This is a genomic window from Arthrobacter sp. RCC_34, assembly GCF_041360795.1.
In the GTDB taxonomy this organism is placed as follows: domain Bacteria; phylum Actinomycetota; class Actinomycetes; order Actinomycetales; family Micrococcaceae; genus Arthrobacter_E.
This window is the reverse complement of the sequence record NZ_JBFUPW010000002.1, coordinates 55,427-74,143: the sequence shown is the minus strand read 5'-3', so window position 1 is coordinate 74,143 and position 18,717 is coordinate 55,427. Positions and strand designations below refer to the sequence as shown.

Sequence of the window (18,717 nt, the reverse complement as noted above, 5' to 3'; positions counted from 1 at the left end):
CCACAATGGGGCCATGACTTCGCATTCCGAGCCTGCTTCGCCGCGGGTCCGTCCGGCCCGCCGGAGCGTCGACGCCCATGCGGCCGCCGTCCGGGACCTACTGCGTCCCGCGCTGGAACGCCTGGACCGTGACGCCGCCACCGTGCCGCTCGTGGAGGCCCGTGGACGGGTGCTGGCCCGGCCGGTGATCGCGCCGCTGGACCTTCCGCCCTTCGACAACTCCCAGATGGACGGGTATGCCGTCCGGTCCGCCGATCTTCCGGGGCGGGTGACGGCCGTGGCGACGATCGCGGCGGGCCACGCCGAGGCGGCGCTCGCACCGGAACCCGGCCCGCGCGCCGCCGCCCCGATCATGACCGGCGCCATGCTGCCGGCCTGGGCGGACGCCGTCGTGCCCGTGGAAGCCGCCGATCCGCCGCGCTTCGTGGCGACCGGCGAGGAGGTGACCCTGCCGGAGGCGCCGGCGGGGCAGTTCGTCCGCGCCCAGGGGAGCGATGTCACGCGGGGGACCACCGTGCTGGAGCCGGGGGTGCGCCTGGGACCGGCTCAGATCGCGCTGCTCGCCGCCCTCGGCCTGGTGGACGTTCCAGTGCGTGACGCACTGCGCGTCGCGGTGCTCAGCACCGGCGATGAGCTGGTGCAGCCGGGGGAGCCCCTGCCTCCCGGGCGGATCTACGATTCGAACGGTCCCATGCTCGCGGCCGCGCTCGACGACGCCGGCGCGACAGTGCTGACCGTCCAGGCGCAGGAGGACAGTCCTGAAGGCTTGCGGGCCGCGCTGTCCCGGATCGACGGGGTGGACCTGGTCGTGAGCACGGGCGGCATCAGCCAGGGTGCCTTCGAAGTCGTCAAACAGGGGCTGGCGGGCGGGGTGGAGTTCGTTTCGGTCGCTCTGCAGCCGGGCGGTCCCCAGGCCCTGGGCGCCGTGGCCGTCGCGAGCGGATCCGTGCCGTTCCTCGGATTCCCGGGCAACCCCGTGAGTTCCCTCGTCTCGTTCGAGATGTTCCTCCGCCCCCTCCTGGTGGGTCCGAGGCCCCGGGTCCGGGCCGCGCTGGACGGCGCCGCGGACAGCCCGGCGGCCAAACACCAGGTGCGGCGGGGCGCCCTGCAGGACGGAAAGGTCCGTCTCGAAGGCGGCGCCGGATCGCACCTCCTGCACGCCCTGGCGCAGGCCGATTGCCTGGTCCACCTCCCCGTGGGCCTCGACCGCGCCGACGACGGCGCCGAAGTGGAAGTATGGATCGTATGACGCAACCCCAGGCCGGAGACGGCCCTCAGCTGACCCATGTCCGGGCCGACGGCAGTGCCCACATGGTCGATGTCTCGGCCAAGGAGGAGACCACGCGCGTGGCCACGGCCCAGGCGGTGCTCCGGACCACGCCCGAGGTCCTGAGACTCCTCGGGGAAGGCGGTCTCCCCAAGGGCGACGCGCTCGCCGTCGCCCGCGTCGCCGGCATCATGGCCGCGAAAAAGACGCCGGAGCTCGTGCCGCTGTGTCATCCGCTGCCGATCTCCAAAGTCACCGTGGACTTCGAGCTCCTGGAAGATTCCGTCCGCATCGAGGCGCTGGTCAAGACGCGCGGCGTGACCGGGGTGGAGATGGAGGCCCTCACCGCGGCGAGCGTCGCAGCTCTCGGCGTCTACGACATGATCAAGGCCGTGGACAAGCACGCGGTCATCACCGACATCCAAGTGCTCGCGAAGAGCGGCGGCAAGAGCGGGGACTGGACGCGATGAGCCACGGACTGAGGAAGAACCGCGCCGGAGTGGTGGTGGCGTCCACGAGTGCCGCGGCAGGACTCGCCGAAGACCTGACCGGCCCGGTGCTGGTGGACTGGCTGCGGGAACACGGCTTCGAGGTCGGGGAGCCGCTCGTGGTGCCCGACGGCGCCGCCGTGGGCGCCGCTCTCCGCGCGCTCGTGCAGGTGGGCTCCGCCGTCGTGATCACCACCGGGGGCACCGGCCTGACCCCCGATGACCTCACCCCGGAGGAGACCCTTCCGCTTCTGGACCGTCAGGTGCCCGGGCTCATGGAGGCCATCCGCGCGGTCGGCCTCGCCAAGACCCCGTTCGCCGCCCTGAGCCGGGGGTATGCCGGCCTGGCCGGTGACTGCCTGGTGGTCAACCTGCCGGGTTCCCCGAAGGGCGTCATGGACGGCCTCGGCGTCCTCGACCCCCTCATCAGCCACATCTGCGCCCAGGCCCAGGGAGAACACCATGACCACTGACAACGCACAGCCCACTGACAACGCACAGCCCACTGACAACGCACAGCCCACTGACAACGCACAGCCCACTGACAACACGCAGCCCACTGACAACACGCAGCCCACTGAGATTGCAGAGCCGGCACCGCACGCCCGCGTCCTGTTCGCGGAACTGAGCTCCGCGCCGATCTCCGCCGACATGGCCCTCGACGCCGTGTCGCACGACCGGGCCGGCGCCGTCGTGACCTTCTGCGGGGTGGTCAGGGACCATGACGGCGGCCGCTCCGTGGACCGTCTGAACTATTCGGCGCATCCCAGCGCGCAGGAGGCCCTCGACCGGATCGTCGCCGAGCTGGGGGATTCCCACGGCGAGGCGACGCTCTGGGTGTCGCACCGCGTGGGGGCGCTCTCGATCGGCGATGCGGCGCTCGTGTGCGCGGTCGCCACACCGCACCGTCGGGAGGCGTTCGCGCTGTGCTCCGACATCGTCGAGCGCGTCAAGGCGGAGGTGCCGATCTGGAAGGAACAGTTCTTCTCGGACGGGACCGTCGAATGGGTGGGCGTCTGAGGTTCCGCGTCTGAGGTGCCGTCCCCGTTTTCAGTGCCTGCCCGGCGCCCGGATACGCTTGCTCCATGAGCATCAGAGTGGCAGTGATCGGCGCGGGCGGGCGCATGGGCAGCGAGGCCGTGAAGGCCGTGGAGGCGGCTCCTGACCTGGAGCTGGTCGCCGCGCTGGGCCGCCAGGACGCGCTCGAGGGCATCCTCGACGCCGGCGCCACCCACGTGGTGGACCTGAGCGTCCCGGACTCCACGGAGCGCAATGTCCGATTCGCGGTCGAGCACGGCCTGCACGCCGTGGTCGGGACCACGGGCTGGACGCCCGAACGGCTCGATGCGCTCCGCGGACTGCTCGCGACGCAGCCCGGCGTGGGTGTCCTGATCGCGCCGAACTTCGCTCTGGGATCCGTGCTGGCCAGTGCTTTCGCGGCCAAGGCCTCCCGTTACTTCGAATCCGTGGAGATCGTCGAGCTGCACCACCCGGACAAGGTGGACGCACCGTCCGGCACCGCTGCGCGCACCGCGGAGCTGATCGGCGCCGCGCGGGAGGCGGCAGGGGTCCCGGCGAGCCCCGACGCGACGCAGAGCGACCCGCTCGGGGCCCGGGGCGCCGTCGTCGACGGTGTTCACGTCCACAGCGTCCGGCTCCGCGGCCTGGTGGCGCACCAGGAGGTCCTGCTGGGCAGTCCGGGCGAGCAGCTGACCATCCGGCACGATTCCTACGACCGCGCGTCGTTCATGCCGGGCGTCCTGCTGGGCCTGCGCGAGGTGGCCGGGCACGCGGGCCTGACCCACGGGCTCGACGGCTACCTGGATCTGGGGCTGTAGATGAAAGAGTTCTGGGCCGCCTACAAGACCAAGATCTGGGTGGGCGCCATCACCCTGCTGCTGGTCTTCTACCTGGTGGTGACGTTCAACCGGGCCGTGCTGCTGCTGATGGATCCGCAGCCAGTGGCGAAGGCGATGGGCCTGGCATACCTCGTGCTGCCGGTGGTGGGCGCCTGGGCGCTGATCCGGGAGCTGATGTTCGGGGCACGCACCGAGCGCATGGCGCGCATCCTGGAGGAGGAGGGCGGCCTGCCGCCGGACAATCTGCCGCGCACCCCGGCCGGCCGGATCGTCCGTGAGGCGGCCGACGCGGAGTTCGTGAAGTATCAGCGGGAGGCCGAGGCGGCGCCGGAGGACTGGCGCGTCTGGTTCCGGCTGAGCTGCGCGTACGACGCCGCAGGGGACCGCCGTCGTGCCCGCGCCGCCATGCGTGACGCGGTGGGCCTCTTCCACCGCGGCTAGCAGCGCCGCCGGGGCGGTCCGCACCGTGCCGGACGCCGCTGGATTCCCGCCATACGGGACCGTGTTGCAGAGGTTTGACGGATTCACGATAACCTTCATGCATGGCTGTTTCTGGTACGCGCACCCCCAACCTCGGAACTCTTCTGACCGCAATGGTCACACCGTTCACCGATGATGGAGTGGTCGATTACCGGAAAGCGGCGGAGCTCGCCGAGCACCTCGTGGACAACGGCTGCGACGGTCTCGTCGTCACCGGCACCACGGGGGAGACCTCCACGCTGACCGATGACGAGAACGTGGGCATGTTCCGCGCCGTCAAGGAAGCCGTCGGCGACCGTGCCGTGATCATCGCGGGCACGGGCACCAATGACACCGCTCACTCGATCCAGCTCTCCCGTCGTGCCGAAGAAGTGGGCGTCGACGGCCTGCTGATCGTGACGCCGTACTACAACAAGCCGAGCCAGGCCGGAGTGCAGGCGCACTTCGAAGCCGTCGCGGACTCCACGGGCCTGCCCGTCATGCTGTACGACATTCCGGGCCGTTCCTCGATCGAGATCGCGCCGGAGACCATGATCCGCCTGGCGGAGCACCCCAACATCGTCGCCGTCAAGGACGCCAAGGCGGACTTCGCCAAGGCCACCCGTGTCCTGCGGGAGACCGATCTGGTGTTCTACTCGGGCGATGACGGCCTCACCCTGGAATGGATGGCCCTCGGGGCCGTCGGCCTGGTGGGCGTGACCACCCATGTCGCCACGGCCAAGTTCCGCGCTCTCGTGGACGCCGTGAACGCCGGGGACCTGGCCACCGCCCGCACCCTCAACTTCGACCTCGAACCCGTGGTCCGTGCCACCATGACCCGCGCCCAGGGCGCCGTGGCGGCCAAGCAGATTCTTCAGTGGCAGAACGTCCTGCCCAACTCGCGTGTTCGCCTGCCCCTCGTGGAGCTGAGCGACGCCGAGCAAGCCATCATCCGTGAAGATTTGGCGGAGGCCGCATGGGTCCTGGGCTAGAACGCCCGGGAACCCCTGCGGCTGCCGCCGGAAAGTAGCCAGATATGACCCAACTCGCGTTTTCCCACCTCACCACGCCTCCCAAGCTGGCGAAGGACACGCTCCGTATCGTTCCCCTGGGTGGCCTGGGGGAGGTGGGGCGCAACATGGCGGTCTTCGAGATCGCCGGCAAGCTCCTCATCGTGGACTGCGGCGTGCTCTTCCCCGAGGAGACTCAGCCCGGCGTGGATCTCATCCTGCCGGACTTCTCCTACATCGAGGACCGTGTCGATGACATCGTGGCCGTCGTTCTGACGCACGGCCACGAGGACCACATCGGCGCCGTGCCGTACCTCCTGCGCCTGCGCCGCGACATCCCTCTGGTGGGCTCCCAGCTGACGCTGGCCCTCGTGGAGGCGAAGCTCGTGGAGCACCGCATCCGCCCGAAGACCATGGTGGTGGAGGAGGGGCAGGTCGAGCAGTTCGGACCCTTCAACTGTGAGTTCGTGGCCGTCAACCACTCGATCCCGGACGCCCTGGCCGTCTTCATCCGCACCGCGGGCGGCACCGTGCTGCACACCGGTGACTTCAAGATGGACCAGCTTCCCCTGGACGGTCGCATCACCGACCTCCGCCACTTCGCCCGCCTGGGTGAGGAGGGCGTGGATCTCTTCATGTCGGACTCGACCAACGCCGACGTCCCCGGGTTCACCACCGCGGAGAAGGAGATCGGCCCGACCCTGGACCGTCTCTTCGGACAGGCCAAGAAGCGCATCATCGTCGCCTCCTTCTCCTCGCACGTGCACCGCGTGCAGCAGGTGCTCGACGCCGCCGCGAAGCACGGCCGCAAGGTGGCCTTCGTGGGCCGCTCCATGGTCCGCAACATGCAGATCGCTGCGAAGCTCGGCTACCTCGAGGTGCCGGACGGCATCCTGGTGGACCTGAAGAACGTGGACAAGCTTCCCGATGAGAAGGTCGTCCTCATGTCCACCGGTTCTCAGGGTGAGCCGATGGCCGCGCTGTCCCGCATGGCCAATGGCGACCACCGTGTGCAGGTGGGCACGGGCGACACCGTGATCCTCGCCTCCAGCCTGATCCCGGGCAACGAGAACGCCGTGTTCCGCATCATCAACGGCCTGCTCAAGCTCGGCGCCGACGTGATCCACAAGGGCAACGCCAAGGTCCACGTCTCCGGCCACGCCGCGGCCGGTGAGCTCCTGTACTGCTACAACATCCTGGAACCGCTCAACGCCATGCCCGTGCACGGCGAGACGCGGCACCTGATCGCCAACGGCAAGATCGCCGAGGAGTCCGGTGTCCCGGGCGACAACGTGGTGCTGGCGGACAACGGCACCGTGGTCGATCTGCATGACGGTCTGGCGAACATCGTCGGCCAGGTCGAGGTGGGCTTCGTCTACGTGGACGGCTCCAGTGTCGGTGAGATCACGGACGCCGATCTGAAGGACCGCCGCATCCTGGGTGATGAGGGCTTCATCTCGATCGTCACCGTCATCAACCGCAGCACCGGCAAGGTGGTCTCCGGACCGGAGATCCACGCCCGCGGTGTCGCGGAGGAGGACGCCGTCTTCGACGAGATCATCCCCAAGATCAACGCGGCCCTCGAAGAGGCCGTGGCGGAGCGCAAGGATCACACCACCCACCAGCTCCAGCAGGTGGTGCGCCGCGTGATCGGCACCTGGGTGAATCGCCGTCTGCGCCGCAAGCCGATGATCATCCCGGTGGTCCTGGAGGCCTGATTCCTCCCGGCCCCGACTCCAGAAGCGCCGTAGAACCCCGGAAATCCGGGGTTCTACGGCGCTTCTGGGCTAGGGTGGGACTATGGCGACCCGCACCCCTTCCGCGCCTAAAGGCACCACGAAAAGCAAAACCGGCACTTCCACCACGCGTGGCGGTTCAGGCCGGGGCACTGCTTCCAAGGCTGCGGCCGCCCGGCACCAGAATGCCGGAGCCGCCGAACAGCCGTGGATCGTCCGCGCCCTGGCGGGCGCCTACCTGGGCGTGGCGCACGCCGTCGGCGCGGGGGTGCGCCGGATCGGGCGCGACGTCAGCGGCCTGGATCCGGAGGCCCGCCGTGACGGCGCCGCCTTCTTCAACCTGCTCCTCGCGGTCTTCATCGCCACGTTCGCCTGGTGGGGACTGAGCGGCTGGCTGCCCACCGTGGTGGCCTCCGTGGTCAACGGCACCTTCGGGTGGATGACCTATCTGCTGCCGCTCATGCTGGCCGTCTGCGGGGTCCGGCTCTTCCGCCACCCGGAGGACACTCGCGGGAACAACCGCATCGGCATCGGCTTCATCATCATGACCATCGCCGGTTCCGGCCTCGCCCACGTGATCGGCGGCCAGCCGAGCCCCTTCGACGGTTTCGACGGCGTGCGCCGCGCCGGCGGGATGGTCGGTTTCCTCGTGGGATCCCCGCTGGCGGCCGTCCACGCAGCCCTGCCGATCGCGCTGTACTCGTTCCTGGCCTTCACCTCGGTCCTGATCGTGACCGCCACCCCGTTCACGGCCATTCCCCGCAGGATCCGCGAGGCCTACGAACACCTCATGGGCATGGACCTTCAGGACCCCCTCACCGCCGACGGACATGACCGCAGTTACCTCTACGAACACGACCGGCCCGCGAAGCCGACCCGGAAGCGCAAGCTCTTCGGCAAGGACAAGGGCGCGGAGGACCGTGCCGTGGACCGGTACGTGGGCGATGAGGCCTTCGAACACGCCGTGATCGACGACGACGCGGCGGGCCCTGCGGCCGCTCCGGCTCCGGCTACCGGCGTCGCAGCCCCTGCCGCACCGGCCGTCCCCGCAGGCGTCCGCCGGCCCACCCAGTCCGAACTCGCCCGGGAGAAGATCAAGGAACGCCAGGCGCAGCCCGAACCCACGAACCAGGACGACACCGCGACTCAGGCCCTTCCCGCGGTCGCGGCCACCACGGTGTTCAACGTCGAGCCGCAGAAGCCGCCCATTCCGGCGCCGATCCCTCAGCGGACCGAGCAGCTCTCGCTCGCCGGGGACGTGACGTACACGCTGCCCAACGCCGACGCCCTGGTGGCCGGCAGCGTGCCGAAGGAGCGCACGGAGGCCAACGACGCCGTCGTCGCCGCCTTGACGGACACCCTGCAGCAGTTCAATGTGGACGCCGCCGTGACCGGCTTCAGCCGTGGCCCGACCGTGACGCGTTACGAGATCGAGCTGGCTCCCGGCACCAAGGTGGAGCGGGTCACCGCGCTGTCCAAGAACATCTCCTACGCCGTGGCGAGCTCGGACGTCCGCATTCTGAGCCCCATCCCGGGCAAGAGCGCCATCGGCATCGAGATCCCGAACACGGACCGCGAGACCGTGTCCCTGGGCGATGTCCTGCGCAGCCAGAACGCCCGCCGCACCGACCACCCCATGGTGATGGGCGTCGGCAAGGACGTCGAGGGCGGCTTCGTGGTCGCCAACCTGGCGAAGATGCCGCACATGCTGGTGGCCGGCGCCACGGGCGCCGGTAAGTCGTCCTTCGTGAACTCCATGATCACGTCCATCCTCATGCGCGCGACGCCGGACGAGGTGCGCATGGTCATGGTCGACCCGAAGCGCGTGGAACTCACCGCCTACGAAGGCGTGCCGCACCTCATCACCCCGATCATCACCAACCCGAAGAAGGCCGCCGAGGCCCTTCAGTGGGTGGTGCGGGAGATGGACGCGCGGTACGACGACCTCGCCAATTACGGATACAAGCACATCGACGACTTCAACAAGGCCGTGCGCGCCGGCAAGGTGGTCCCGCCGCCGGATTCGAAGCGCATCATCAAGCCGTACCCGTACCTCCTGGTGATCGTGGACGAGCTCGCCGACCTCATGATGGTCGCGCCGCGCGACGTCGAGGACTCGATCGTCCGCATCACCCAGCTGGCCCGTGCAGCCGGCATCCACCTCGTGCTCGCGACCCAGCGCCCCTCCGTGGACGTGGTCACCGGTCTGATCAAGGCCAACGTCCCGTCGCGCATGGCGTTCGCGACGTCCTCCGTCACCGACTCCCGCGTGGTCCTCGACCAGCCGGGAGCCGAGAAGCTCATCGGCCAGGGTGACGCGCTGTTCCTGCCGATGGGCGCGTCGAAGCCGATGCGTGTCCAGGGTGCGTGGGTGGGCGAGTCCGAGATCCACAAGGTCGTCGAGCACGTCAAGGGCCAGCTTCAGGTCACCTACCGTGACGATGTGGCGGCCGAGGCGCCCAAGAAGCAGATCGACGACGACATCGGGGACGATCTGGACCTGCTGCTGCAGGCCACTGAACTCGTGGTCACCACGCAGTTCGGCTCCACCTCCATGCTGCAGCGCAAGCTCCGCGTGGGCTTCGCCAAGGCCGGCCGTCTGATGGACCTCATGGAGTCGCGTGGCGTCGTCGGGCCGTCCGAGGGGTCGAAGGCCCGCGACGTGCTGGTCAAGCCGGACGACCTGGGCGCCGTCCTCGCCACGATCCGCGGTGATGACGTCACGGCTGAGCCGGACAGCACGACCGCGGCCCTCGCCGACAACGCCAACGCGAATCACCAGATGGGTGACTACGGCGTCGACCTGGTCCAGCAGGACCTCGACGCCCGCAACCAGGCGAGTGACTACGGCGACGACGATGATGACGAGGGTGAAGACGCGTGGCAGCTGACCGGACGGTAGCCTGAGAACGTGAGCGGAACCCCGACGTCGCAGGTCTGGAACCTGCCCAACATCCTGACCATGCTGCGGATCGCGCTGGTCCCGTTTTTCGCCTGGTTCCTGCTCGCGGACGCGGGCGAGCACGGCCTGTGGCGCTGGGCCGCGCTGGCGGTGTTCGCCGTCGCGATGTACACGGACAAGCTGGATGGTGACATCGCCCGTGCGCGTGGGCTGATCACGGATTTCGGCAAGATCGCCGATCCCATCGCGGACAAGCTCCTGACCGGCGCGGCCTTCGTGATCCTCTCTGTCCTCGGCGAGATCCCCTGGTGGGCGACGCTGATCATCCTGGTGCGGGAATGGGGGATAACGCTGCTCCGCCTGGTGGTCATCAGGTACGGGGTCATCCCGGCCTCCAGTGGCGGCAAGATCAAGACCGTGCTCCAGACGGTGGTGCTGTTCCTGTACCTCCTCCCGTTGACGGCGCAGTGGACGTGGCTGGGCGTGGTGGCGTTCGTGCTGCTGCTCGCCACCGTGGCGGTGACGTTGGTGACGGGCCTGCAGTACGTGTTCCTGTCGGCGCGGCTCATCCGGGGAGGCGCCCGTGCCTGACGGTTTCCCCATGACGGTCCGGGAGACTGTCGAGCTGGCCATCTCGCACGGCGTCACGGTCGCCACGGCCGAATCCCTGACCGCGGGTCTCGTCGCGGCCCGGCTGGCCGATGTGCCGGGGGCCTCGGCGACCCTGCGCGGGGGAGTCGTGTCGTACCACAACGAGGTCAAGGAACACGTCCTGGGCGTGAGCGGCGCACTGCTTGCCGAGCGTGGCTCGGTGGATGCCGACGTGGCGCGGGAGATGGCCGCCGGAGCGCGGCGTGCCTGCGGAGCTGACGTGGCGGTGAGCACCACGGGGGTCGCCGGCCCCGAGGCCCATGACGGCAAGTCCGTCGGCACCGTGTTCATCGGGATCGCGGACGCGCAGGGCGCGCGGGCGTTCGCGCACCATTTCGTGGGAGGACGGGAACAGATCCGTGAAGCGGCATTACGTGGAGCGATCGGCCATTTGCTGGACGCACTCCGTGAGTTCCCTGGGAAAGAGCCTCCGGGGAACAAAAGCTGAGAGCCGGGAGTTACTTTAGTGTCGCCATCACAAGGGTGATGGTCATAGGATGAAATTCAGGCCCAGGCCTGAACGAAGGAGCAAGCGATACACATGGTCAAGCAGCCCGTATCCGTGAACGGCGTGGTCCGCTGGAAGGATGTGGGCCTACTCGATCCGGCACAGCACGAAGCGAAGGAGCGCAAGATGGTGATCCTACGTCACGAGATCGGTGACGTCCTCCGCGATGTCCGTCAGCGCCAGGGACGCACACTGCGGGAGGTCTCCCACAGCGCGCGGGTTTCGCTCGGGTATCTGAGTGAGGTCGAGCGTGGCCAGAAGGAAGCCTCCTCTGAGCTGCTCTCCTCGATCTGCTCGGCATTGGACGTTCCGCTGTCCAGCATGCTCCGTGAGGTCAGTGACCGTGTGGCCGTGGCCGAGGGCGTCGCCGTCCCGGACACCGTCCCGCAGGACTTCACCCAGCGCTACGGCCGTGGCCTGGGGGACGAGCTGGAGCTCGTCGGGAGCCGCTGAGAGCGGCAGATGTGAGAAGAAAGGGCCCCGGCATCTCGTGTGCCGGGGCCCTTCCCTGTTCTCTGACGGGTGGCGCTTCTACAGGCCGTCCCGTTCGTAGATGGTGTTGAGCCGCTCGAGGTTCTCGGCCAGTGCGTCCAGGGCGGGAGTGTCCCATTCGCCCAGACGCTGCCGGAAGATCTCCCGCCGGGCGTCCTGCACGCGCGCCATGGTCTCTTCGCCATGATCGGTGAGGTGCAGCAATTGGGCCCGGCCGTCCAGAGGGTCGGCGTCCTTGGACACCAGCCCCAGCTGCATGAGGAAGGTGATCTGGCGGCTCACCGTGGGCTTGCCGACCCCGATCAGACCGGCGAGTTCCGTCAGTCGGATGGGCCCCTGCCGGCGGAGGACCGAGAGCAGGCCATACGCCGAGGGGTCCATGTCGGGATGGACCTGCCGTGACAGGCGCAAAGAGACCGCCCGGCCCCGTCGCCAGAGCAGGCTGAGCTGATGCTCGACGGCGTGGATCGCCTCGTCCAGGCGCGCGCCTTCCGGGGTGTCCGACGACGGCGTCTCCACCGCCCTGGGCACGTCGCCGGGGGTGGGGCTGTCGGCGCTGCCGTTGCGCTCGGCTGGAATCATGCGTCCATTCTAGTTTGGTCATCGGAGCCTTCCCTTGCGAGGTGGCACTGTGACCACGGCGGTGACCGGGGCATGAGAAGCTGGACCGATGCGACGTTCCCAGTTCTGGCAGTTGATGGACGACGAGTTCGGCCCCGCCTACGCGCGCCATCTGGCCACGAACCTCGCGCTGCGCGAGCTGGGCAGCCGGACGCCGGATCAGGCGCTCCGGGACGGACTCGACCTGAGGTCCATCTGGCTCGCGGTCTGCGAAGCCCAGGATGTTCCGGAGAGCCGGAGGCTCGGAAAGGACCCGAAGCCCGCCAAGAAGGCCTGAATCGCGGGGACTTCTCCCGCAAGTTCCTTCAACACGCCGCGAAATCATTCGAATAGTTGTTCGAATGGGGCTAGGCTGATATCCAGAGAAAAGACGGGCGAGTTGTCCACATGAGCAAGGTCGCGGGAATTAATGTCAGTCCCGCTTCCTAGGCTCGTCAGTGAAGGTTCTCAACCGGGAACCAACGATTCGCGTCATCATCTTCGCCGGGCCGCACGGGTCCGCGAAACAACCTAGGGGTAGGGGTACGTCATGGCGGCAGCAACACCGGACCGCGCCAAAGCTCTTGAAGCGGCACTGGCCCAGATCGACAAGCAATTCGGCAAGGGATCCATCATGCGGCTCGGGGATGACACCCGTGCGCCCATCGAAGTGATCCCCACCGGCTCCATCGCCATGGACGTGGCTCTGGGCATCGGCGGCCTGCCGCGCGGACGCGTGGTGGAGATCTATGGTCCGGAATCCTCCGGTAAGACCACGGTCGCTCTTCACGCCGTCGCCAACGCGCAGCGCAATGGCGGTCTCGCAGCCTTCATCGATGCCGAGCACGCTCTGGACCCGGAATACGCGGGCAAGCTGGGCGTGGACACGGACGCCCTGCTGGTCTCCCAGCCGGACACCGGTGAGCAGGCCCTGGAGATCATGGACATGCTGGTCTCTTCCGGCGCGCTGGACATCATCGTCATCGACTCCGTGGCCGCCCTGGTGCCGCGCGCGGAAATCGAGGGCGAGATGGGTGACAGCCATGTGGGTCTGCAGGCCCGTCTGATGAGCCAGGCCCTCCGTAAGATCACCGGTCGACTGAACCAGACCAAGACCACCGCCATCTTCATCAACCAGCTGCGTGAGAAGATCGGTGTCTTCTTCGGCTCTCCTGAGACGACCACCGGTGGTAAGGCCCTGAAGTTCTACGCCTCGGTGCGTATGGACGTGCGCCGTATCCAGACCCTCAAGGAGGGTGCTGACTCGGTGGGCAACCGGACGAAGGTCAAGATCGTCAAGAACAAGATGGCTCCGCCCTTCAAGACCGCCGAGTTCGACATCATCTATGGTCAGGGCATCTCCCGCGAGGGCGGCATCATCGACATGGGTGTGGAGCACGGCATCATCAAGAAGTCCGGCTCCTGGTACACCTATGACGGCGATCAGCTCGGCCAGGGCATGGAGAACTCCCGCCGTTTCCTCCGGGACAACCCGGATCTCGCCGACGAGCTCGAGCGTCTCATCAAGGAGAAGCTCGGCGTGGGCCAGGTCGCTCCGGAGGAGGAAGAGAACCCGAAGCTGAAGGCCGTCGACGGGTACTGAGTTGGCACGTTCGGAACGGCCCTCTGCCGAAACCACGAGCGCTGAACCCTGGAGCCCTGGCATGACTGTGCCGGGGCTCCAGCCCGCTTCGGCCCTTTCCAAGCCCACGGGCCCTCCCCAGGAGTTGCCGTGGAGCGAGGAGGGTCCGGGAGGCGGCTCTGAGGCCGTCCCTGCGCGGAGGCGCAAGCGTTCTGAGTCCAAGGGCACCCCTCCACCGGAAGCCGAGCAGGATCGCGATGCCGATCCGGAAGCGGTGGCCCGCACCATCATCCTGAGGCAGCTGAGCGCCGGGCCTCGGACCCGGCACCAGCTCGCGATCAAGCTCAAGGACCGCGAGGTTCCCGAAGCGGCCGCCCGAGCCGTGCTGGACCGGTTCGAGGAGCTCCGGCTCATCAACGATGCCGAGTTCGCCGAGCTCTGGGTCCGCAGCCGGGCGGAGCACCGTCACCTGGGATCATCGACCTTGCGCCGCGAGCTCCGGGAGAAGGGCGTGGCAGATCACCTCATCGAAGCCGCCTTGCAGCAGCTGACCGCCGCTGATGAACGCGAGGCGGCACGCTATCTGGTGGCCAAGAAACTCGCGCGGGTGGACCGTGCGTCCCTGGACCGTGCCGAGAAGGACAAGCACACCCGCAGGCTCGTGGCCATGCTGGTGCGCAAGGGGCACGCACCGGGCGTGGCCTTCGGCATCGTCGCGGAGGAGCTGAACCGTGAGGACGACTCCTGGGAGTGAGCACCGGTTGCTGAGTGCGAGTCCGAGAGGAGGCGTCCGTCCCGGTCCCGGTGCTCTTGAGTCCCGGTACCCTTGAAAGGTGAGCGTGAGCATTCCTTCTTCGACTACTGCCGGCACTCCGGCCTCCGTTCCTGCCGCCGTCGGACACGACGTGCCGGAGAACTCAGCCCCGCGGACCTATCAGGTCCGGACGTTCGGCTGCCAGATGAACGTCCACGACTCGGAGCGCATGTCGGGTCTGCTCGAGGACGCCGGGCTGGTGCCCGCCACCGAGGAGCTGGCCGACGTCATCGTCTTCAACACCTGTGCCGTCCGCGAGAACGCCGACAACAAGCTCTACGGGCACCTGGGCCAGCTGCGTCCCGTCAAGGAGAAGAACCCCGGGATGCAGATCGCCGTCGGCGGCTGCCTGGCCCAGAAAGATCGCGAGACAATCCTTCAGAAGGCTCCGTGGGTGGACGCCGTCTTCGGAACGCACAATGTGGGCGCCCTTCCGGCACTGCTGGAACGTGCCCGGCACAACGCCAAAGCCGAACTGGAGATCCTGGAATCCCTCGAGGTCTTCCCCTCTACGCTGCCGACCAAGAGGGACTCCGTCTACTCGGGCTGGGTGTCCATCAGCGTCGGCTGCAACAACACGTGCACCTTCTGCATCGTTCCCTCGCTCCGCGGCAAGGAGCGTGACCGCCGGCCGGGGGAGATCCTCGCGGAGATCCAGGCTCTCGTGGACGACGGAGCCATCGAAGTGACGTTGCTCGGGCAGAACGTGAACTCCTACGGTGTCGAATTCGGGGATCGCCAGGCCTTCAGCAAGCTCCTGCGGGCGTGCGGTGAGATCGAAGGACTCGAACGGGTCCGGTTCACCAGCCCGCATCCCGCGGCATTCACGGACGACGTGATCGCCGCGATGGCCGAGACCCCCAACGTGATGCCGCAGCTGCACATGCCGCTGCAGTCCGGTTCGGACAAGGTCCTCAAGGACATGCGCCGTTCGTACCGTTCCACTCGCTTCCTCGGCATCCTGGACAAGGTGCGGGAACGGATCCCGGACGCGGCCATCTCGACCGACATCATCGTGGGCTTCCCGGGCGAGACGGAGGAGGATTTCCAGGCGACCCTCGACGTCGTGGAGAAGTCCCGCTTCGCCACGGCCTTCACCTTCCAGTACTCCAAGCGCCCGGGCACACCTGCTGCCGAACTCGAAGGCCAGCTGCCCAAGGCCGTGGTCCAGGAGCGCTACGAACGCCTGACCGCGCTCCAGGACCGGATCGCCGCCGAGGAGAACGCCGGGCAGGTCGGCCGGGAGGTGGAGATCCTGGTCGCAGCGCAGAGCGGTCGGAAATCGGATCAGACACACCGCCTCAGTGGACGTGCCAAGGACCAGCGACTGGTCCACTTCAGTGTCCCCGAAGGTGCGGAGACGCCCCGGCCCGGAGACCTCGTCACCGTGACCATCACGGAGGCGGCGCCGTTCCACCTCATCGCCGACCCTCGTGATGCCTCGGAATACCGGCTCCGGAGGTCCCGCGCGGGCGATGCATGGGACCGTGCCCAGGCGGATTCGTGTGGGGTCCCGTCTGCCGGGACCGCCGGCACGGTGCCGGGCAAGGGCGTCCTGCTCGGGATGCCGAAGCTTCCCACTCCTGTTCGATGAGGGCAGGGATCTCGTCGGTGGTCTCCGCGGTGCGCGGTACTCCGGCGAGCAGGAAGACTCACGAGTCCCCGGCCCGGAAGCCCGCAGCATGACGGCGCCTGACCGTCCCTTGCCGCTGCTCGCCGTCGTCGGGGCCACGGGAACGGGGAAGTCCGAGCTGGGACTCCGTCTGGCCGAGCGCCTGGGCGGCGAGATCATCAACGCCGATGCCATGCAGTTCTACCGCGGGATGGACATCGGCACGGCCAAGCTCAGCGTCGCGGAGCGCGAGGGGATCCCTCACCACCTGCTCGACATCCTCGACGTGGTCGAGGAAGCCAGCGTCAGCGACTTCCAGGCCCAGGCCCGGGCGTTGATCGACGATATCCGGGGACGGGGCGCGGTGCCCATCCTGGTCGGAGGCTCGGGGCTGTACGTCCGCGCGGCTCTTGATGTCCTGGAATTCCCCGGCACCGACCCTGAACTGCGCGCCACGCTGGAGGCGGAGGCGGCGGCCCGCGGCCTGGCCTCGTTGCGGGAACGCCTCCGGGCCGTCGACCCCGTCAGTGCGGAGCGTCTGCAGGACGAGCGCCGTGTCATCCGAGCCCTCGAGGTGCACCGGCTCACGGGTCGGCCGTTCAGTTCATTCATGCCCACGCGGGAGTACGTCCAGCCGGCCCTGCAACTGGGGCTCGAAGCCGACAGGGAGGCCCTCAAGGAGCGTCTCGCCCTGCGGGTCCACCGCATGGTCGAGCAGGGGCTGCCGGAGGAGGTCCGGGCGCTGGAGGCCCGCGGGCTGCGTAAGGGGAAGACGGCCGGGCGGGCCATCGGCTATGCGCAGTTCCTTGCGGCTCAGGACGGCACAGTCACCTTGGCGGAGGCCGTCGAGGACACGATCGTGGCGACCCGCAAGTTCGCGCGCCGCCAGCTGACCTGGTTCCGGGCTGATCCCCGGATCCACTGGCTGGACTGGACCGCCCCGGACCTCGTGGAACAGGCCCTGCGCCGGGTGGAGGAGGAGTTCCCGGGTTCTGTCGCTTAGGTGAACATCTGTACGCTGGAAACATGACTGAGACGCTTCCTGCTCCCGCCGCCGTCGTCCTCGCCGGATTGAGCGGCCTGGAGTTCGCCAAGGGACACGGCACGGGCAACGATTTCGTGTTGATCGCCGACCCTGACGGCCTGCGTCCTCTCACGGCGGAGCAGGTCGCCGTGCTGTGCGACCGGCACCAGGGCATCGGCGGCGACGGGCTCATCCGCGCCATCCCTTCACGTCTCCTTCCCGAGGGCCAGGAAATTCTCGCCTCCGAGCCGGACGCAGAGTGGTTCATGGACTACCGCAACAACGACGGCTCCATCGCCGAAATGTGCGGCAACGGCGTCCGAGCCTTCGTGCACTTCCTGCTCGACTCCGGGCTCGCACGTCTCGATGACAACTCCCTCCTCAAGATCGGCACGCGGGCCGGCGTCAAGGTCGTCACCCTGGTTCCCGAGGGCTACGCGGTGGACATGGGGCCGTGGGCCTTCATCCACCCGGAGGAGGCGGCCGAGAGGGCCGTCGATTCCCTCGTCACCGCGCGTGGTCTGGACGGCGAACGTCCGGCACTGTCGATCACGATGGGCAATCCGCACACGGTGCTGGCGCTGGCCGGGCTGGATGAGCTCGCCGCTCTTCCGCTCACCGAGATCCCCGCGGTGCATCCGATTCCTCCGAACGGCACGAATGTCGAATTCGTGGTGCCCGCGGAGCCGCTCGTCCAGGACGGCAAGGGTCACGTGACCATGCGGGTGCACGAGCGCGGCGTCGGGGAGACCCAGTCGTGCGGCACCGGTGCCTGTGCGGCCGCCGCGGCGATCCGGTACTGGGCGGGTGCGGGCGCACCGTCACGCTGGGATGTCCAGGTACCCGGCGGGGTGGTCGGCGTCGAGTTCCTGCCAGCCGCGGCCGACGGGGAGCACGTGGTCCTCAGTGGTCCCGCGACGATCGTGGCACGCGGCCGCCTCGCCTGAGAGCCCGGCCGCGGCTGAGCGGGGGGACGCTCATGCCGCCGGCCGACGACGGCGGGTGGCGCCGGCGTCGTCGTGCGCCGGGGCGGCCTGTCCCCGGCGGAGGGCGTCAGCCTTCGCGGACGACCCGCAGCACGCGGAACGACTTGGCGGTCGAGAACCGTGAGACGGCGAACCCGGCTGGCAGCGTGTCCGCGAGCCATTTCTGCAGGGAGTCCGAGCCGAGGTTCTTCTGGACCACCAGGAAGGCCTCACCGCCGGGATTGAGCCGGGGAAGCCAGAGCAGCAGCAGCTCGTGGAGTTCCGCCTTGCCGATCCGGATGGGCGGGTTGGACCAGATGAGGTCGAAACCGAGGTCCGGGTCGACGTCCTGGGGGAGCGAGGCACTCAGGTTGTCCAGCCCCAGCGTGGCCGCATTCTCCGTGGTCAGCGCGATGCAGCGCTGGTTGACGTCCACGGCGGTGACGTGCGCGTCCGGAGACTTGAGCGCCAAGGTCAGGGCGATGGGTCCCCAGCCGCAGCCGATGTCGAGGAACGAGCCGTTCGGAGCCGGTTCGGGCACTTCGTCCAGGAGGATCCTGGTGCCCTTGTCGATGGCGTCGGGGCTGAAGATGCCCGTGGAGGTGTGCAGGGAGCGTTCCCGGCCGTCCAGAACGACGCTGAGCGGCTTGCGGATGAACTCGCCTGCAGGCTCGCTGCTGAAGTAGTGTGCGGACTCCATGCGTGCAACCTTAGTGGGCCGTGGGCAGGCGCGGGAGCTGGTAGAATG

The 18,717-nt window shown here is 68.3% G+C and carries 20 protein-coding genes; 18 read left to right on the top strand and 2 right to left on the bottom strand.

The genetic code is table 11. The annotated features are described in order from the left end of the window. The first annotated feature begins 13 nt into the window (after positions 1 to 13). From glp to AB6732_RS09070, 12 genes are all read left to right on the top strand, one after another. The gene (glp, locus tag AB6732_RS09125; RefSeq protein WP_370959680.1) at positions 14 to 1,249 is read left to right on the top strand and encodes a gephyrin-like molybdotransferase Glp; all 1,236 of its coding nucleotides are present in this window, start codon (positions 14 to 16) and stop codon (positions 1,247 to 1,249) included. Then, positions 1,246 to 1,737 (top strand): cyclic pyranopterin monophosphate synthase MoaC, encoded by a 492-nt coding sequence (moaC, locus tag AB6732_RS09120; protein WP_370959679.1) that lies wholly within the window; start codon positions 1,246 to 1,248, stop codon positions 1,735 to 1,737. Before glp ends, moaC begins: the two co-directional genes overlap by 4 nt. Next, positions 1,734 to 2,228, top strand: a complete 495-nt coding sequence (locus tag AB6732_RS09115) for a molybdenum cofactor biosynthesis protein B (protein ID WP_066215309.1) — start codon at positions 1,734 to 1,736, stop codon at positions 2,226 to 2,228. The genes moaC and AB6732_RS09115 overlap by 4 nt, the downstream gene beginning before the upstream one ends. 178 nt (positions 2,229 to 2,406) lie before the next feature. Further along, on the top strand, positions 2,407 to 2,775 hold the full coding sequence (locus tag AB6732_RS09110) for a molybdenum cofactor biosynthesis protein MoaE (protein ID WP_370960106.1): 369 nt from the start codon (positions 2,407 to 2,409) through the stop codon (positions 2,773 to 2,775). A gap of 65 nt (positions 2,776 to 2,840) precedes the next feature. Next, positions 2,841 to 3,593 (top strand): 4-hydroxy-tetrahydrodipicolinate reductase, encoded by a 753-nt coding sequence (gene dapB, locus AB6732_RS09105; protein WP_370959678.1) that lies wholly within the window; start codon positions 2,841 to 2,843, stop codon positions 3,591 to 3,593. Continuing rightward, positions 3,594 to 4,055, top strand: coding sequence for a hypothetical protein (locus AB6732_RS09100; protein ID WP_370959677.1), 462 nt, complete (start codon positions 3,594 to 3,596; stop codon positions 4,053 to 4,055). It begins immediately after the preceding gene. A 101-nt stretch (positions 4,056 to 4,156) separates the two neighbouring features. Further along, positions 4,157 to 5,065, top strand: coding sequence for a 4-hydroxy-tetrahydrodipicolinate synthase (gene dapA / locus AB6732_RS09095; RefSeq protein WP_066215317.1), 909 nt, complete (start codon positions 4,157 to 4,159; stop codon positions 5,063 to 5,065). Positions 5,066 to 5,109: 44 nt separating this feature from the next. Further along, the gene (locus AB6732_RS09090) at positions 5,110 to 6,801 is read left to right on the top strand and encodes a ribonuclease J (RefSeq protein WP_370959676.1); all 1,692 of its coding nucleotides are present in this window, start codon (positions 5,110 to 5,112) and stop codon (positions 6,799 to 6,801) included. A gap of 82 nt (positions 6,802 to 6,883) precedes the next feature. After that, positions 6,884 to 9,721, top strand: a complete 2,838-nt coding sequence (locus AB6732_RS09085; protein ID WP_370959675.1) for a DNA translocase FtsK 4TM domain-containing protein — start codon at positions 6,884 to 6,886, stop codon at positions 9,719 to 9,721. A 9-nt stretch (positions 9,722 to 9,730) separates the two neighbouring features. Continuing rightward, positions 9,731 to 10,312, top strand: a complete 582-nt coding sequence (pgsA, locus tag AB6732_RS09080) for a CDP-diacylglycerol--glycerol-3-phosphate 3-phosphatidyltransferase (RefSeq protein WP_370959674.1) — start codon at positions 9,731 to 9,733, stop codon at positions 10,310 to 10,312. A gap of 10 nt (positions 10,313 to 10,322) precedes the next feature. Further along, entirely contained in the window at positions 10,323 to 10,820 is a 498-nt protein-coding gene (locus AB6732_RS09075) for a CinA family protein (RefSeq protein ID WP_370960105.1), read from the top strand. A 93-nt stretch (positions 10,821 to 10,913) separates the two neighbouring features. Next, positions 10,914 to 11,333 (top strand): helix-turn-helix domain-containing protein, encoded by a 420-nt coding sequence (locus AB6732_RS09070; protein ID WP_066215327.1) that lies wholly within the window; start codon positions 10,914 to 10,916, stop codon positions 11,331 to 11,333. A 78-nt stretch (positions 11,334 to 11,411) separates the two neighbouring features. On the opposite strand, the gene AB6732_RS09065 is transcribed toward AB6732_RS09070, so the two are convergent. Next, entirely contained in the window at positions 11,412 to 11,954 is a 543-nt protein-coding gene (locus AB6732_RS09065; RefSeq protein ID WP_370959673.1) for a MarR family winged helix-turn-helix transcriptional regulator, read from the bottom strand. 88 nt (positions 11,955 to 12,042) lie between these two features. Here AB6732_RS09065 and AB6732_RS09060 point away from each other — a divergent pair, with 88 nt between their 5' ends. From AB6732_RS09060 to dapF, 6 genes are all read left to right on the top strand, one after another. After that, positions 12,043 to 12,270, top strand: a complete 228-nt coding sequence (locus AB6732_RS09060; protein ID WP_370959672.1) for a DUF3046 domain-containing protein — start codon at positions 12,043 to 12,045, stop codon at positions 12,268 to 12,270. A 252-nt stretch (positions 12,271 to 12,522) separates the two neighbouring features. Continuing rightward, complete coding sequence (gene recA / locus AB6732_RS09055; RefSeq protein WP_370959671.1) at positions 12,523 to 13,575, top strand: recombinase RecA; 1,053 nt, start codon at positions 12,523 to 12,525, stop codon at positions 13,573 to 13,575. Positions 13,576 to 13,636: 61 nt separating this feature from the next. Further along, a complete protein-coding gene (locus AB6732_RS09050) occupies positions 13,637 to 14,308 on the top strand; it encodes a regulatory protein RecX (protein ID WP_370959670.1) in 672 nt (223 codons plus the stop codon). 79 nt (positions 14,309 to 14,387) lie between these two features. Further along, a complete protein-coding gene (gene miaB / locus AB6732_RS09045) occupies positions 14,388 to 15,962 on the top strand; it encodes a tRNA (N6-isopentenyl adenosine(37)-C2)-methylthiotransferase MiaB (RefSeq protein WP_370959669.1) in 1,575 nt (524 codons plus the stop codon). Positions 15,963 to 16,050: 88 nt separating this feature from the next. Continuing rightward, on the top strand, positions 16,051 to 16,983 hold the full coding sequence (miaA, locus tag AB6732_RS09040; RefSeq protein ID WP_370959668.1) for a tRNA (adenosine(37)-N6)-dimethylallyltransferase MiaA: 933 nt from the start codon (positions 16,051 to 16,053) through the stop codon (positions 16,981 to 16,983). Between the two features lie 23 nt (positions 16,984 to 17,006). Beyond that, on the top strand, positions 17,007 to 17,951 hold the full coding sequence (dapF, locus tag AB6732_RS09035; RefSeq protein WP_370959667.1) for a diaminopimelate epimerase: 945 nt from the start codon (positions 17,007 to 17,009) through the stop codon (positions 17,949 to 17,951). Between the two features lie 106 nt (positions 17,952 to 18,057). Here the strand turns inward: dapF and AB6732_RS09030 are convergent, their stop codons facing one another. Beyond that, the gene (locus AB6732_RS09030) at positions 18,058 to 18,669 is read right to left on the bottom strand and encodes a class I SAM-dependent methyltransferase (RefSeq protein ID WP_370959666.1); all 612 of its coding nucleotides are present in this window, start codon (positions 18,667 to 18,669) and stop codon (positions 18,058 to 18,060) included. Positions 18,670 to 18,717 lie beyond the last annotated feature (48 nt).